The organism is Pantoea sp. RIT-PI-b (assembly GCF_001187905.1).
Taxonomy (GTDB): Bacteria; Pseudomonadota; Gammaproteobacteria; order Enterobacterales; family Enterobacteriaceae; genus Pantoea; species Pantoea nemavictus.
On the sequence record NZ_LGIS01000014.1, the window covers coordinates 196,990 to 210,021 of the forward strand.

Annotated in this window: 17 protein-coding genes; 7 read left to right on the forward strand and 10 right to left on the reverse strand. The window is 52.4% G+C overall.

Annotated features, from left to right (window positions below; genetic code table 11):
* Nucleotides 1-49: 49 nt before the first annotated feature.
* The 8 genes from hpf to AC790_RS07325 are packed head-to-tail and all read right to left on the reverse strand — an operon-like array spanning nt 50 to nt 6,232.
* Nucleotides 50-337: a ribosome hibernation promoting factor gene (hpf, locus tag AC790_RS07290; protein ID WP_007886619.1), complete on the reverse strand. Its 288-nt coding sequence runs from the start codon at nt 335-337 to the stop codon at nt 50-52.
* Nucleotides 338-358: 21 nt separating this feature from the next.
* A complete protein-coding gene (gene rpoN / locus AC790_RS07295; RefSeq protein WP_007886620.1) occupies nt 359-1,798 on the reverse strand; it encodes an RNA polymerase factor sigma-54 in 1,440 nt (479 codons plus the stop codon).
* Nucleotides 1,799-1,846: 48 nt separating this feature from the next.
* Complete coding sequence (gene lptB, locus AC790_RS07300) at nt 1,847-2,572, reverse strand: LPS export ABC transporter ATP-binding protein (protein ID WP_007886624.1); 726 nt, start codon at nt 2,570-2,572, stop codon at nt 1,847-1,849.
* Between the two features lie 5 nt (nt 2,573-2,577).
* The gene (lptA, locus tag AC790_RS07305) at nt 2,578-3,132 is read right to left on the reverse strand and encodes a lipopolysaccharide ABC transporter substrate-binding protein LptA (RefSeq protein ID WP_007886625.1); all 555 of its coding nucleotides are present in this window, start codon (nt 3,130-3,132) and stop codon (nt 2,578-2,580) included.
* Nucleotides 3,101-3,679 (reverse strand): LPS export ABC transporter periplasmic protein LptC, encoded by a 579-nt coding sequence (gene lptC, locus AC790_RS07310; protein WP_049851351.1) that lies wholly within the window; start codon nt 3,677-3,679, stop codon nt 3,101-3,103. Before lptC ends, lptA begins: the two co-directional genes overlap by 32 nt.
* Nucleotides 3,676-4,242 carry a 3-deoxy-manno-octulosonate-8-phosphatase KdsC gene (gene kdsC / locus AC790_RS07315; RefSeq protein ID WP_007886627.1) on the reverse strand — a complete coding sequence of 189 codons (567 nt, stop codon included), beginning with the start codon at nt 4,240-4,242 and terminating at the stop codon, nt 3,676-3,678. The genes lptC and kdsC overlap by 4 nt, the downstream gene beginning before the upstream one ends.
* Nucleotides 4,243-4,255: 13 nt before the next feature.
* A complete protein-coding gene (gene kdsD, locus AC790_RS07320; protein WP_049851352.1) occupies nt 4,256-5,236 on the reverse strand; it encodes an arabinose-5-phosphate isomerase KdsD in 981 nt (326 codons plus the stop codon).
* 12 nt (nt 5,237-5,248) lie between these two features.
* The gene (locus AC790_RS07325; protein ID WP_049851353.1) at nt 5,249-6,232 is read right to left on the reverse strand and encodes a calcium/sodium antiporter; all 984 of its coding nucleotides are present in this window, start codon (nt 6,230-6,232) and stop codon (nt 5,249-5,251) included.
* Between the two features lie 228 nt (nt 6,233-6,460).
* Between AC790_RS07325 and mlaF the strand changes: the two genes are divergently transcribed.
* The 7 genes from mlaF to murA all read left to right on the forward strand — a co-directional run bounded on the left by mlaF (nt 6,461) and on the right by murA (nt 11,238).
* On the forward strand, nt 6,461-7,276 hold the full coding sequence (gene mlaF, locus AC790_RS07330; RefSeq protein WP_007886632.1) for a phospholipid ABC transporter ATP-binding protein MlaF: 816 nt from the start codon (nt 6,461-6,463) through the stop codon (nt 7,274-7,276).
* 4 nt (nt 7,277-7,280) lie between these two features.
* Nucleotides 7,281-8,063, forward strand: a complete 783-nt coding sequence (gene mlaE / locus AC790_RS07335) for a lipid asymmetry maintenance ABC transporter permease subunit MlaE (protein ID WP_007886633.1) — start codon at nt 7,281-7,283, stop codon at nt 8,061-8,063.
* A gap of 4 nt (nt 8,064-8,067) precedes the next feature.
* Nucleotides 8,068-8,604: an outer membrane lipid asymmetry maintenance protein MlaD gene (gene mlaD / locus AC790_RS07340; protein WP_007886634.1), complete on the forward strand. Its 537-nt coding sequence runs from the start codon at nt 8,068-8,070 to the stop codon at nt 8,602-8,604.
* A gap of 18 nt (nt 8,605-8,622) precedes the next feature.
* The gene (gene mlaC, locus AC790_RS07345; protein ID WP_036620259.1) at nt 8,623-9,255 is read left to right on the forward strand and encodes a phospholipid-binding protein MlaC; all 633 of its coding nucleotides are present in this window, start codon (nt 8,623-8,625) and stop codon (nt 9,253-9,255) included.
* Nucleotides 9,255-9,560, forward strand: coding sequence for a lipid asymmetry maintenance protein MlaB (gene mlaB / locus AC790_RS07350; protein WP_007886636.1), 306 nt, complete (start codon nt 9,255-9,257; stop codon nt 9,558-9,560). Before mlaC ends, mlaB begins: the two co-directional genes overlap by 1 nt.
* A 114-nt stretch (nt 9,561-9,674) precedes the next feature.
* Nucleotides 9,675-9,932: a BolA family iron metabolism protein IbaG gene (gene ibaG / locus AC790_RS07355; protein WP_007886637.1), complete on the forward strand. Its 258-nt coding sequence runs from the start codon at nt 9,675-9,677 to the stop codon at nt 9,930-9,932.
* 46 nt (nt 9,933-9,978) lie between these two features.
* Complete coding sequence (murA, locus tag AC790_RS07360) at nt 9,979-11,238, forward strand: UDP-N-acetylglucosamine 1-carboxyvinyltransferase (protein WP_007886638.1); 1,260 nt, start codon at nt 9,979-9,981, stop codon at nt 11,236-11,238.
* 69 nt (nt 11,239-11,307) lie between these two features.
* Here murA and AC790_RS07365 read toward each other — a convergent pair whose 3' ends face one another.
* Nucleotides 11,308-11,589, reverse strand: a complete 282-nt coding sequence (locus AC790_RS07365) for a helix-turn-helix transcriptional regulator (protein ID WP_007886641.1) — start codon at nt 11,587-11,589, stop codon at nt 11,308-11,310.
* Nucleotides 11,590-11,826: 237 nt separating this feature from the next.
* The gene (ispB, locus tag AC790_RS07370) at nt 11,827-12,798 is read right to left on the reverse strand and encodes an octaprenyl diphosphate synthase (RefSeq protein WP_007886642.1); all 972 of its coding nucleotides are present in this window, start codon (nt 12,796-12,798) and stop codon (nt 11,827-11,829) included.
* Nucleotides 12,799-13,032 lie beyond the last annotated feature (234 nt).

The following is a 13,032-nucleotide window of genomic DNA, read 5'->3' on the forward strand; positions in this document are numbered from 1 at the left end:
CATCCTGGCTCTAAGTGCCGAATCAGTCAGCACTCTGCAAGCGTGAAGGTTAGTGTTTTTTCAGTTTGTCTTTATGTTTGGTCAGCTGACGGGAGAGTTTATCAATTAACCCGTCGATGGCCGCGTACATATCTTCCGCTTCCGATGTGGCGTGCAGCTCCCCGCCGTTGACGTGCAGTGTTGCATCCGCAATCTGCGTTACCTTCTCTACTTTTAGAACAATATAAACCTGATTGATACGATCAAAATAGTGTTCCAGTTTGGCAAATTTGCTATTTACAAATTCACGCAGAGGTTCGGTAATTTCAACATTATGTCCGGTAAGGTTTAGCTGCATAGGTCTTCCTTCTTCGTTCGGTCAAACCAATTGCTTACGCTGGTTTGATGGCGGTATAGATAAAGACTCGCGATATTTAGCAACCGTACGTCGCGCTACCATGATGCCCTGATCGGATAACATGGAGGTCAGTTTGCTGTCGCTCAAGGGTTTTGCGGGATTTTCCGCAGAGATCAATTTTTTCACCAGTGCACGAATCGCCGTGGAAGAGGCTTCGCCGCCGCCTTCGGTGTTGACATGACTGGAGAAAAAATACTTCAATTCAAAGATGCCACGCGGGCTGTGTAAATACTTCTGCGTGGTGACGCGGGAAATGGTGGATTCATGCATATCAACGGCCTGAGCGATATCCGCCAGTACCATCGGACGCATGTGCTCCTCACCCTGCTCAAAAAACGCCTGCTGCTGTTCAACGATACAGCGTGTCACCTTCAGCAGCGTGTCGTTGCGGCTCTCCAGGCTCTTAATCAGCCACTTGGCTTCCTGTAAGTTGCTGCGAATAAACTGATTGTCACTGTCATTACGTCCGGCACCGCCCATCGCAGCGTATTGCTGATTGATCTTCAGGCGCGGCATGCTGTCGGAATTGAGTTCAACCGTCCAGCGTTTGCTGACTTTACGCACCAGCACATCGGGAATCACATATTCCGGCTCGCTGGTATTGATCGACTGGCCTGGACGCGGATCGAGCGACTGAATCAGCAGCATCGCGTCCTTTAGCACCTCTTCCTTAAGACGCGTGACGCGCATCAGGCTGCGGAAGTCGTGATTGGCCAGTAAATCGAGATGTTCGCTAACAATCAAGCGAGCTTCCGTCAGCATGGGTGTTGCGGCGGAATATTGCGATAGCTGAACTAACAGGCAATCACGTAAATCGCGCGCACCTACGCCCACCGGATCGAAACGTTGTACGCGTTTTAGCACGGCTTCGACTTCTTCCAGCGTCAGCTCTTCATCGCCAATACTGTCATAAATGTCTTGTAAGCTGACGGTGAGATAGCCGGTGTCGTCAATGGCATCGACAATGGAGGTGGCAATGGCGCGATCGGTATCGGTGAAAGGCGTCAACTCAACCTGCCACATCAGGTAATCCTGCAGCGATTGAGTCGTTTCACCCTGATAGACCGGCAGTTCGTCGTCCTGATAATCGGTACCTGTGCCGGAAGGGGTGCCAGCGGTATAAATTTCATCCCAGGTCGCGTCGAGCGGCAGCTCCTCAGGCATATCCTTCTGTTCAAGTGCTTCGCGCGTGTCTAACGAATCGCTTTCCTGATCCTGAAATTCGCGTGCGTCGACTTCTTCATGCAGATCGGTTTGTTCAAGCAGCGGATTGCTTTCCAGCGCCAGTTGGAGTTCTTGCTGGAGTTCAAGCGTAGAGAGTTGCAGCAAGCGAATTGCTTGCTGCAACTGTGGTGTCATCGCCAGCTGTTGGCTGAGCCTGAGTTGCAAACCTTGCTTCATAATTCGGTTAGAATTTCCTAAGCAAACGTAGGGTGTTACAACACCTTATCAGAGTCTGAACTCTTCGCCCAAATAAACACGCTTAACCTGCTCATCTACAAGAATTTCATCAGGCGTGCCATGGGCAATCAAATGTCCCTGGCTGACGATATAAGCGCGTTCACAGACTGCGAGGGTTTCACGCACATTGTGGTCGGTAATCAACACGCCAAGGCCACTGTCGCGTAAATGCTCGATGATTTTTTTGATGTCGATAACCGAAATGGGGTCAACGCCGGCAAAAGGTTCATCCAGTAGAATAAATTTCGGATTCGCTGCCAGTGCACGAGCAATTTCCACACGACGACGCTCACCACCTGACAGCGCCTGGCCCATGCTGTCGCGCAAATGTGCAATATGAAACTCTTCCATTAGCTCGTTGGCACGATCCTGACGCTGCTCTTCCGTTAAGTCATCACGAATTTGCAGTACAGCCATCAGGTTGTCGTACACGCTCAGGCGGCGGAAAATCGAGGCTTCCTGTGGCAGATAGCCGATGCCGCGACGTGCGCGGGCGTGCAGCGGCAGAATGCTGATATCTTCATCATCAATCACGATACGCCCCGCATCGCGCGGCACAATACCAACTACCATGTAAAACGTGGTGGTTTTACCCGCACCGTTGGGGCCCAGCAGGCCGACAATCTCACCGGATTTTACCTGCAGGCTAACATCTTCCACCACGCGGCGGCCTTTGTAGGCTTTCGCCAGGTTCTCAGCGATTAGTGTGGCCATAGCAATCAGTTACTCTTTTTAGGGCTCGCGGAGGAACCGTTTTTATCCTGCAGCTGCGACGGTACCAGAACGGTGGTCACGCGCTTGCTCTCACCCTGGCTGAAAGCCTGCATCTTCTGCTCTTTCACCAGGTATGTGATGCGGTCGCCTTTAATATTGCTGTCCTGCTGCTGAATAAAGGCATTTCCCGTCAGCTCAACGAAATCGTTCGCCAACTCATAGTGCAGCTTACTGGCATGGCCTTGCACCGGCTTACCGTTATCCTGCATTTGATAGAAGGTGGCTGGATTACCGTAGGCATCAACGATAGTTTTTTTACTGTCGCCACCAGGACGTGTTACCACCACTTTATCGGCGGTAATCTTGATTGAACCCTGGGTCACAATCACGTTGCCGGTAAAGGTCGCGACGTTGCCTTGCAGGTCCAGCGCCTGATTGACCGAGTCAATATTAACGGGCTTGTCTGAGTCGCCAGTTAACGCCAGCGCGGGCAAACTGGTTGCCAGCAGGGTACTCACCAGCAATAACTTAAGGCTGTTTTTGTTCATTTTGAATTTCATAGGAAGTTTTGACCTTTTCAAGCAGCTCAGCATGTTTCGTCCGTAAATTGCCGCGCATTTTCATGCCAGTGGAATTAAAACTGCGGCCAAAAAGGGTGACTTGATCGTCAGACGTCACGTCCTGGGTGACCAAATTTACCTGAGCATTATCGGTAAGGATGCGCTCAAGCTGTGAATCCTGAGTCAACGTATTGACGACAACGTTGCCATACAGATAAAGCATACGATCTTTAGTCAGCTTTGCCTTATCGGCACGCACCGACCACGTCGGCACTTTATTTTCGTCATACGTGGTCATCACCGGATGATCAAACCAACTTACCTCATCGGCTGAAAAGTAGGTCACTTTATCCGAGACAAGCTTATAGCCCAGCGCACCCGTAGGGTTATACACCACCGTATTGGATTTCTCGCTGGTGTAAGTTGGCTCTTGATCGTTGGTCGCCACCGGCGTTTTGTCGTCATCCTGGTTGGTGAGATTCCAGCCGATCAGCACCAAGGCGATCAAGGCTAAAATCAGCGTCATCCAACGCCTGCTCTTACTCATATTGATTGCCCTTTGGCATCCTCAAATTTGTTCTGCGCGATCAAAATCAGATCGCACAACTCACGTACTGCACCGCGTCCGCCGGCAATGCGGGTAACATAATGCGCGCGCGGCAGTAAAACCGGGTGAGCATCGGCAACGGCAACACTTAACCCCGCCTGCGCCATTACCGGCCAGTCGATCAGGTCATCGCCAATGTACGCCACCTGCTCGGCCGTTAATGACAGTTTATCCAGGAGTTCACGCCAGGCCAAAAGCTTATCTGATTGTCCCTGGTAAAGATGCGTAATGCCGAGCGTCTTGCAGCGATCTTCCAGCAGTTTTGCTTTGCGGCCGGTAATAATAGCCACTTCAACGCCGGAGGTCAGCAGGCAACGCACGCCATAACCATCGCGCACGTTAAACGCTTTCAGCTCTTCACCGCTGTTACCCATATAAATCACACCATCGGACATGACGCCATCGACATCACAAATCAGCAGGCGAATCTGCGCGGCACGCGCCATCACCTCTGCGCTCACCGGACCGTAGCAGGTCTCAACCATCGCCGTTTCAGCACTCATTATCTCTTCCTGTTCAGACCACGCCAGCGCGCAGCATGTCATGCATATGTACCACACCGAGCAGGCGATCGTCATCGGCCACCAGCAGGGCGGTGATGTTTTTGTTTTGCATCAGATTAAGGGCGTCGACCGCTAGCATATTAGGGCGTACGCGAATGCCGCCGCTGGTCATGACATCCTGAATGCTGGCCGTCTGGAAATTGATGCCCATATCGAACACGCGACGTAAGTCACCATCGGTAAAAATGCCTTCGATTTTCATCAGGTCATCAACAATTACCGTCAGGCCGAGATTCTTACGCGTAATTTCCAGCAGGGCATCGCGCATGGATGCATCCCGGCTTACGTGCGGGATCTCATCGCCGCTGTGCATAATATCGCTGACGTGCAGCAGCAGTTTGCGGCCCAGCGCACCGCCAGGATGCGAGAGCGCAAAGTCTTCCTGGGTAAACCCGCGTGCTTCCAGCAGCGCCACGGCCAGCGCATCGCCCATCACCAGCGTTGCCGTCGTGCTGGTGGTCGGCGCCAGGCCAAGCGGACAAGCTTCCTGCGGTACTTTTACGCACAGATGCACATCTGCAGCGCGGCCCATTGCGCTATCCGGGCGACCGGTGACGCAAATAAGTTGCACCTTCTGGCGCTTTAATACCGGTATCAGCGCCAAAATTTCACCGGATTCACCGCTGTTGGAAATCGCAATGACCACATCGTTAGTGCTCACCATGCCGAGATCGCCATGGCTGGCTTCGCCGGGATGAACAAAGAATGAAGGCGTACCGGTACTGGCAAAGGTCGCGGCCATTTTTTTACCGATATGCCCGGATTTACCCATGCCCATCACCACCACTTTGCCGCGGCAGGCGAAGATCATCGCGCAGGCGCGATCGAAATCATCATTGATATATTGATCAAGCTGCTCCAGCCCTTCGCGTTCGATGCGCAGCACCGCTTTTCCCGCTCGCTGAAAATCGAAATCCGGTTGCTGATATGACATGCCAGTCCGTCCTTAATAGCTTGTGATAAGCATGGGGCTGAACCACAACCACAGCACCCACGCGACAAATCCACCTAATAATAGCGTGCCTGCGATACGACCAATGCGGCGCTTGCGCAGCAGACAGAGCAGGGCGAACAGCACGCTAACTGCCAGCATCACCCAGTAATCACGCGCAAAGGCATGCGCATCAATGCTGCCGGGATGAATCAGTGCCGGCAGGCCGAGCACAATCGCCAGATTGAAGATATTGGCGCCGATCAGGTTGCCGATGGCGATATCGTCTTCACCTTTTAGCGCGCCTGCCACGACGGTCGCCAATTCAGGCAAGCTGGTGCCAACGGCAATCAACGTCAAGCCCATCACCAGTTCGCTCACACCGAAGTAGTCGGCAAAGACGGTGGCGTTGTCGATTACCATGCGTGTCGACATCGGCAGAATAATCAGTGCGACCGCCAGCCAAAGAAAAGCCACGGTATTGCCTGCTTCATCGCGCGGCAGTTCGGCCAGCTGTTCGCGGGTGAGAGTGTCGTTATTATCACGTTCAGCACGGCGGGCGATGCGGATCGCCACCAACAGATAACCCAGCGCAATCAACAGCAGCGCGACGCCGTCGAGACGACTGAGATGATTATCAAACAGCATGATGCCGCTGAGCAGCGAGACGAGCAGCATTAATGGCAGTTCGCGCCGAATCAGATTGGAGTGTACTGTCAATGGGTGCAGCAGCGCCGCGCCACCCAGAATTAAAAGTATATTGGTGATGTTGGAACCCAGCGCAGTGCCAACCGCTAAATCCATCTGTCCGTGCTGTGCGGCCGAAAACGAAATAATCAATTCCGGTAATGATGTGCCAATGCTCACCACCGTCATGCCAATAATCAGCGGTGGGATGCCAAAGGATCGACAAAGGATCGCGGCACTGAATACCAGACGGTCAGCACCGTAAACCAGTAAAATCAATCCGATAAACAGCAAGGCAGAGGCTACGAACATTAAAAATCCTTGATGGATGGAGGTGTCGGCGAACCTTGTCCGACAGGTAAATAGATGCTGCGTGCGGTAATAGGCGCTGATTTTGACTGTCTGAGAGGCAAAAGTAAATTTTAAGGCCGTTTTCGCCACACCAAGTGGGTAAGTTTCTGTAAAACTATCGTGCATTCGAGGTTAACAGGCTAACATCCACAGCTTTGATAACGCCCGATCCGCATAAAAGAGGTAAAGATGATCCAGCAGCAAACGAATCTGGTTGAGGTTCGTGGCGTCAGTTTCACGCGCGGAGATCGTACCATCTTCGACGACATATCTTTAACCGTACCCGCCGGTAAAGTTACGGCAATCATGGGTCCGTCAGGTATTGGTAAAACCACGCTGTTGCGTCTGATTGGTGGACAATTGCAGCCTGATAAAGGTGAGATTTGGTTCCGCGATCAGAACATCCCGACGCTCTCACGCACCAAATTGTATGAAGCACGCAAAAAAATGAGCATGCTTTTTCAGTCAGGTGCACTTTTTACCGATCTCAACGTGTATGAAAACGTGGCCTGGCCTTTGCGTGAACATACGCGGTTACCGCCGGAATTATTGCATAGCACCGTGCTAATGAAGCTGGAAGCGGTGGGTTTGCGTGGGGCAGCTAAACTGATGCCTGCAGAACTTTCTGGCGGCATGGCGCGCCGTGCCGCTCTGGCGCGCGCAATTGCGCTGGAGCCGGAACTGATTATGTTCGATGAACCCTTTGTGGGGCAGGATCCGATCACCATGGGCGTGCTGGTTAAGTTAATTGATGAGCTTAATCATGCATTAGGTTTGACATGCATTGTGGTTTCACACGATGTGCCTGAGGTCTTGAGCATTGCCGATCATGCCTATATTGTTGCCGGACAAAAAATCATTGCCCAAGGCAGTGCGCCGGAACTGCGGGAAAATCCTGATCCGCGCGTGCGCCAGTTTATCGAGGGTCATGCGGATGGTCCGGTGCCGTTCCGCTTTGCCGCTGGCGATTATCTCAGCGACTTGACCCGCTCAGGGAGAACGTAGACTGATGTTGTTACAGGCGCTAGCGTCATTTGGACGTCAGGGGATTAATACCTGTGCCGCTTTTGGCCGCGCAGGCCTCATGCTATTTCATGCGCTGGTGGGTAAGCCGGCGTTTCGTCGACATGCGCCGCTGCTGGTAAAACAGCTATATAGCGTGGGCGTGTTATCGTTGCTGATCATCGTGGTATCCGGGCTATTTATTGGCATGGTGCTGGGCCTACAGGGCTATCTTGTGCTCACCACCTACAATGCGGAAACCAGCCTTGGCATGTTAGTCGCGCTTTCGCTGCTGCGTGAACTGGGGCCCGTGGTGACGGCGTTGCTGTTCGCGGGCCGTGCGGGTTCCGCATTGACGGCGGAAATTGGGTTAATGAAAGCGACTGAGCAGCTCTCCAGTATGGAGATGATGGCGGTGGATCCGCTGCGTCGCGTTGTCTCTCCACGTTTCTGGGCTGGCTTCATCAGCATGCCGTTGCTGGCGCTGATTTTTACCGCGGTGGGTATTGCGGGTGGTGCGCTGGTTGGGGTGAGCTGGAAAGGTATCGATCCCGGCTTCTTCTGGTCGGCGATGCAAAACGCAGTGGATTTCCGCACGGATGTCGTTAACTGCATGATCAAAAGCGCGGTCTTTGCCGTCACGGTAACCTGGATTGCGCTGTTTAATGGCTATGATGCCATCCCGACCTCGGAAGGGATTAGTCGGGCGACGACGCGTACTGTAGTGCATGCTTCACTGGCGGTACTCGGTTTGGATTTTGTGCTGACAGCACTGATGTTTGGGAATTGATGCAATGCAAAGCAAGAAAAGCGAAATCTGGGTAGGCGTCTTCATGCTGGCTGCGCTGTTAGCGCTGTTATTCCTCGGTCTGCGCGTTGCCGACCTCAAAACCATCGGCACCGAGCCGACGTGGAAGATGTATGCCACCTTCGATAATATCGGCGGATTAAAAGTTAGCTCGCCGGTAAAAATTGGCGGTGTGCTCATTGGTCGGGTAGCGGATATTTCATTGGATGAGAAGACGCTTTCGCCGCGTGTGACCATGGATATCAGCGATAAATATGCCAATAAAATTCCGGACACCAGCTCATTAGCGATTCGTACTCAAGGCCTGCTCGGCGAGCAGTTCCTGGCGCTTAATTTAGGTTTTGACGATCCCGAACTGGGTTCGGCCATGTTGAAAGATGGCGGTACTCTGCGCGATACCAAGTCGGCATTAGTACTGGAAGATCTAATTGGTCAATTCCTCTATAAGAGCGGTGACAACAAGCCCGACGATAAATCCCAGGGTGCGGAGAGCGCACCAGCAACACCTGCAACAACGGAATAACCTACGAGGTAAAACATGATGTTTAAACGTTTCCTGATGATTGCCATGTTGGCAATTGTACCGCTGGCTGCGACGGCTGCGGACCAGAGCAATCCTTATAAGTTGATGAATGAAGCGGCGGACAAAACCTTCACACGCCTGAAGAATGAACAGCCGAAGATTAAGCAGGATCCCAACTATTTGCGTGAAGTAGTGCGCCAGGAATTGATGCCATACGTGCAGGTGAAGTATGCCGGTGCGCTAGTCCTCGGCCGCTATTATCGTGATGCGACGCCCGCTCAGCGCGATGCCTACTTCGCTGCGTTCGGCGATTATCTGGCGCAGGCTTATGGCCAGGCGCTGGCGCTGTATAACGGCCAAACTTACCAGATTCAGCCGGAGCAGCCGATTGGTGATGCCAAGATCGTGGCGATTCGCGTTACGATTATTGATCCAAATGGCCGCCCACCGGTGCGCCTTGATTTCCAGTGGCGTAAGAACAGCCAAACGGGCAACTGGCAGGCTTATGACATGGTCGCCGAGGGCATCAGCATGATTACCACCAAACAAAATGAGTGGGGCGATCTGCTGCGTACCAAAGGTATTGATGGCCTGACGGCTCAGCTGAAAACCTATGCAGCACAGCCGATCACCCTGGATAAAAAGCAATAATGAGTGAACCGTTACGCTGGCAGCGCACTGCCAGCACGCTGGCCCTGAGCGGCAAATTAGATCGTGATACATTGCTGACGTTATGGCAGGAACGTGACACCGCGGTAGCAGATATCGCTACTATTGATGTCTCGGGGCTGGAAAGAGTGGATTCAGCTGGTCTGGCGCTGCTGGTGCATTTGCGTGAAATCGCGCGGGCACAAGGCAGCGCACCGCTTTTCAGCGGGATCTCCGATAAACTCCAGTCATTAATTACGCTGTATAACCTGCAGCAGATTATTGTTTCTGCAGAAAAAATCGCCTGATTTCCGCACATCCATGCTAAGCCCCTGATTTATTCAGGGGCTTTTGCGTATTTAAGAGTCAGGCGCTTTCCTCTAAGATGTCTCCCTTATTATTATTAAGTGAAGTAACGAGCGATGGAAAATAGTGAAGTACAGGCCGTGCTGATGCAGGCGCTGCCATTAGAAGAAGTACACGTACTCAGCAACGATGGCAGTCATTTTCAGGTCATCGCGGTGGGCGAAATGTTCGGTGAACTGAGTCGCGTGAAGAAGCAGCAGGCTGTGTACGCGCCGCTGATGGAATACATTGCGGATAACCGTATTCATGCGGTTTCCATCAAAACTTATACCCCAGCCGAGTGGGCGCGCGACCGTAAACTCAACGGTTTCTAAGCGTCCTGTCGGTTGTTTTGTTGATAGATAATTGAGAGCCGTGTTAATGGACAAATTTCGTGTGCAAGGCCCCACCCGTTTAAGTGGTGAAGTGACCATTTCCGGGGCGAAGAATGCTGCGTTGCCGATTCTGTTTGCTGCGCTGCTGGCTGAAGAGCCGGTAGAGATTCAGAACGTGCCGAAGCTGCGTGATATCGATACCACCATGAAGCTGTTGAATTTGCTGGGTGCTCGCGTTGAGCGCAATGGTTCGGTCCACGTTGATGCTCGCGAAGTTAATGTCTTCAGTGCGCCCTATGATTTGGTAAAAACCATGCGCGCATCAATCTGGGCGCTAGGTCCATTAGTGGCGCGTTTTGGTCAGGGCCAGGTTTCTCTGCCAGGCGGCTGTGCCATTGGTGCACGTCCGGTTGACCTGCACATTACTGGCCTTGAACAGCTGGGTGCGGAAATTAAGCTGGAAGAAGGCTACGTTAAAGCTTCGGTAAATGGCCGCCTGAAAGGCGCGCACATCGTAATGGATAAAGTGTCTGTCGGCGCTACCGTTACCATCATGAGCGCTGCGACGCTGGCAACCGGCATCACCATCATTGAAAACGCCGCGCGTGAGCCGGAGATTGTCGATACGGCAAACTTCCTCAACACGCTGGGCGCGAAAATTAGCGGTGCGGGCACAGACAAAATCACCATTGAAGGCGTTGAGCGTCTGGGCGGCGGCGTTTATCGCGTGCTGCCAGACCGCATCGAAACCGGGACTTTCCTGGTCGCGGCTGCGATTTCACGCGGTAAAGTGCTGTGCCGTAATACCCAGCCGGATACGCTGGATGCGGTGTTGGCGAAACTGCGTGATGCAGGTGCCGACATTGAAGTTGGCGCAGATTGGATTAGCCTTGATATGCACGGTAAGCGTCCAAAAGCGGTTAACATCCGCACGGCGCCGCATCCGGGCTTCCCAACTGACATGCAGGCGCAGTTTACGCTGTTAAACCTGGTGGCCGAAGGAACCGGTGTAATCACCGAAACCATCTTCGAAAACCGCTTTATGCATATCCCTGAGCTGATTCGTATGGGTGCGCATGCGGAAATCGAAAGCAACACGGCGATTTGTCACGGTGTTGAAACGCTGTCGGGTGCGCAGGTCATGGCAACCGATCTACGTGCATCTGCGAGTCTGGTATTGGCGGGTTGTATTGCTGAAGGCACCACCATTGTGGATCGTATTTATCACATTGACCGTGGCTATGAGCATATCGAAGACAAATTGAAAGCGATGGGTGCAAATATCGAGCGCGTTAGCGGCGAATAATTGTTTCGAGCGTGGATTAAAAAAACCAGTCACGATAACGCGGCTGGTTTTTTTTTGGCTGTATGAATGTCAGATCTTTTTACGATCTTTAGGCGATCGTATGCGTTGCTTACGATCCAGCAGCATGCCACTGGCAGGATCAAAGTAACGACTTGGCCAGATCTCTGCAGGATGAACTTTGATCGCATTGGCAATCAGCCACTCACCTTTTGGCCAGGGGCGCGACAGCGCATTGGCAAGCGTTGAAGAGCTCAGCCCTGATTGCCGTGATAATGCTGCCAGTGATGTGCCTTTCTTGCGTAGTGCAGCAATGATATCTGCCGGGTGCCAATCCTCTTTCCTTGCGTACATAACTTTCTTCTCCGTGTCCGTGTTGTTGCTTCATCTCTGCTGCAAAATATCTCTCCCATCGCAGAGCTATTTGGAAAAATATCCGGAATTTTATAGCAAATGTTTCCCATAAATTTCCAGTAATTGTTTGACCAGCACACGAAACTGCGTCGCTTTTCGCAAAACCAATGCAAGGGATGTAAGTTAAAGAGGAGAAGGGGAGGAGAGGAAACGGGGCCAATGCTGGCCCCATTGAAATCAGAAGTCGCGCTGTACTGACATATGCGCCAGCGCTTCCAGCGCGCTACGCCACGGGCTTTCTGGTAATACCTGCAGCGCCGAGATGGCTTTATCGGCCTCTTCTTCAGCGCGTTTACGGGTCCATTCCAGCGACCCCGTTTGTTGCATCGCCGCCAGTACCGGTTCCAGCAGATGGCGACCGTTGCCTTCTTCAATGGCTTTACGAATCATCTGCGTCTGTTCTGGCGTTCCATTGTGCATTGCATGCAGCAACGGCAGCGTCGGCTTACCTTCGCTCAGGTCATCACCGGTATTTTTACCCAGCGTTTCACCATCCGCGCTGTAATCCAGCAAATCATCGATAAGCTGGAAAGCCGTGCCAAGGTAGCGACCATAATCCTGCAACGCCTTTTCCTGCGCTGGCGTCGCATCGGCTAAAATCGCAGAAGCCTGTGAAGCCGCTTCAAAAAGGCGCGCGGTTTTGCTGTAGATCACCCGCATGTAGCTCTCTTCGGTGATATCCGGATCGTTGCAGTTCATTAACTGCAGCACTTCCCCTTCCGCGATCACGTTGACCGCTTCAGACATCAGCGCAAGGATCTTTAAGGATCCCATACTGGTCATCATCTGGAATGAGCGGGTATAAATAAAATCCCCTACCAGCACGCTAGCCGCATTACCAAATGCCGCGTTGGCCGTTGCTTTGCCACGGCGCATATCGGATTCATCCACGACATCATCGTGCAGCAGCGTGGCCGTATGGATAAATTCAATCAGCGCGGCATTGGTGATATGCAACGATCCCTGATAATTCAGCGCGCGTGCAGACAGCACAGCGATCATCGGACGGATGCGTTTTCCCCCGCCGCTGATGATGTAATAGCCCAACTGGTTAATCAGTGAGACTTCTGAATTCAGCTGCTCGAGGATGGTCTGGTTGACGGCCGCCATATCCTGCGCGGTTAATTCATTAATCTGTTCTAAGTTCATTCGTCTTTTCAGCTTTACTCGTTTTTTGCATGGTAAGCGCTTTACACAGCGTGAGTTCAGGTAATCTGTTACTGATTGTACTTGAAAAATCGGGTTGCGAAACGTTTGCATTCGCCTTGCGCTTTTTTTCTGCAAGAGAGTGCAAAGTGCTCTTGTCTTCTGCTGGAGTATTGCGTAGAATTCGCGCCCTATTGTGAATATTTATCGCGCCGCCTGATGAACAGAAAGGCACGC

Excerpts from the sequence above, each read along its gene's own strand:
- hpf (WP_007886619.1), bottom strand. The coding sequence starts at position 337 with ATGCAGCTAAACCTTACCGGACATAATGTTGAAATTACCGAACCTCTG.
- rpoN (WP_007886620.1), bottom strand. The coding sequence starts at position 1,798 with ATGAAGCAAGGTTTGCAACTCAGGCTCAGCCAACAGCTGGCGATGACA.
- lptB (WP_007886624.1), bottom strand. The coding sequence starts at position 2,572 with ATGGCCACACTAATCGCTGAGAACCTGGCGAAAGCCTACAAAGGCCGC.
- lptA (WP_007886625.1), bottom strand. The coding sequence starts at position 3,132 with ATGAAATTCAAAATGAACAAAAACAGCCTTAAGTTATTGCTGGTGAGT.
- lptC (WP_049851351.1), bottom strand. The coding sequence starts at position 3,679 with ATGAGTAAGAGCAGGCGTTGGATGACGCTGATTTTAGCCTTGATCGCC.
- kdsC (WP_007886627.1), bottom strand. The coding sequence starts at position 4,242 with ATGAGTGCTGAAACGGCGATGGTTGAGACCTGCTACGGTCCGGTGAGC.
- kdsD (WP_049851352.1), bottom strand. The coding sequence starts at position 5,236 with ATGTCATATCAGCAACCGGATTTCGATTTTCAGCGAGCGGGAAAAGCG.
- AC790_RS07325 (WP_049851353.1), bottom strand. The coding sequence starts at position 6,232 with ATGTTCGTAGCCTCTGCCTTGCTGTTTATCGGATTGATTTTACTGGTT.
- mlaF (WP_007886632.1), top strand. The coding sequence starts at position 6,461 with ATGATCCAGCAGCAAACGAATCTGGTTGAGGTTCGTGGCGTCAGTTTC.
- mlaE (WP_007886633.1), top strand. The coding sequence starts at position 7,281 with ATGTTGTTACAGGCGCTAGCGTCATTTGGACGTCAGGGGATTAATACC.
- mlaD (WP_007886634.1), top strand. The coding sequence starts at position 8,068 with ATGCAAAGCAAGAAAAGCGAAATCTGGGTAGGCGTCTTCATGCTGGCT.
- mlaC (WP_036620259.1), top strand. The coding sequence starts at position 8,623 with ATGTTTAAACGTTTCCTGATGATTGCCATGTTGGCAATTGTACCGCTG.
- mlaB (WP_007886636.1), top strand. The coding sequence starts at position 9,255 with ATGAGTGAACCGTTACGCTGGCAGCGCACTGCCAGCACGCTGGCCCTG.
- ibaG (WP_007886637.1), top strand. The coding sequence starts at position 9,675 with ATGGAAAATAGTGAAGTACAGGCCGTGCTGATGCAGGCGCTGCCATTA.
- murA (WP_007886638.1), top strand. The coding sequence starts at position 9,979 with ATGGACAAATTTCGTGTGCAAGGCCCCACCCGTTTAAGTGGTGAAGTG.
- AC790_RS07365 (WP_007886641.1), bottom strand. The coding sequence starts at position 11,589 with ATGTACGCAAGGAAAGAGGATTGGCACCCGGCAGATATCATTGCTGCA.
- ispB (WP_007886642.1), bottom strand. The coding sequence starts at position 12,798 with ATGAACTTAGAACAGATTAATGAATTAACCGCGCAGGATATGGCGGCC.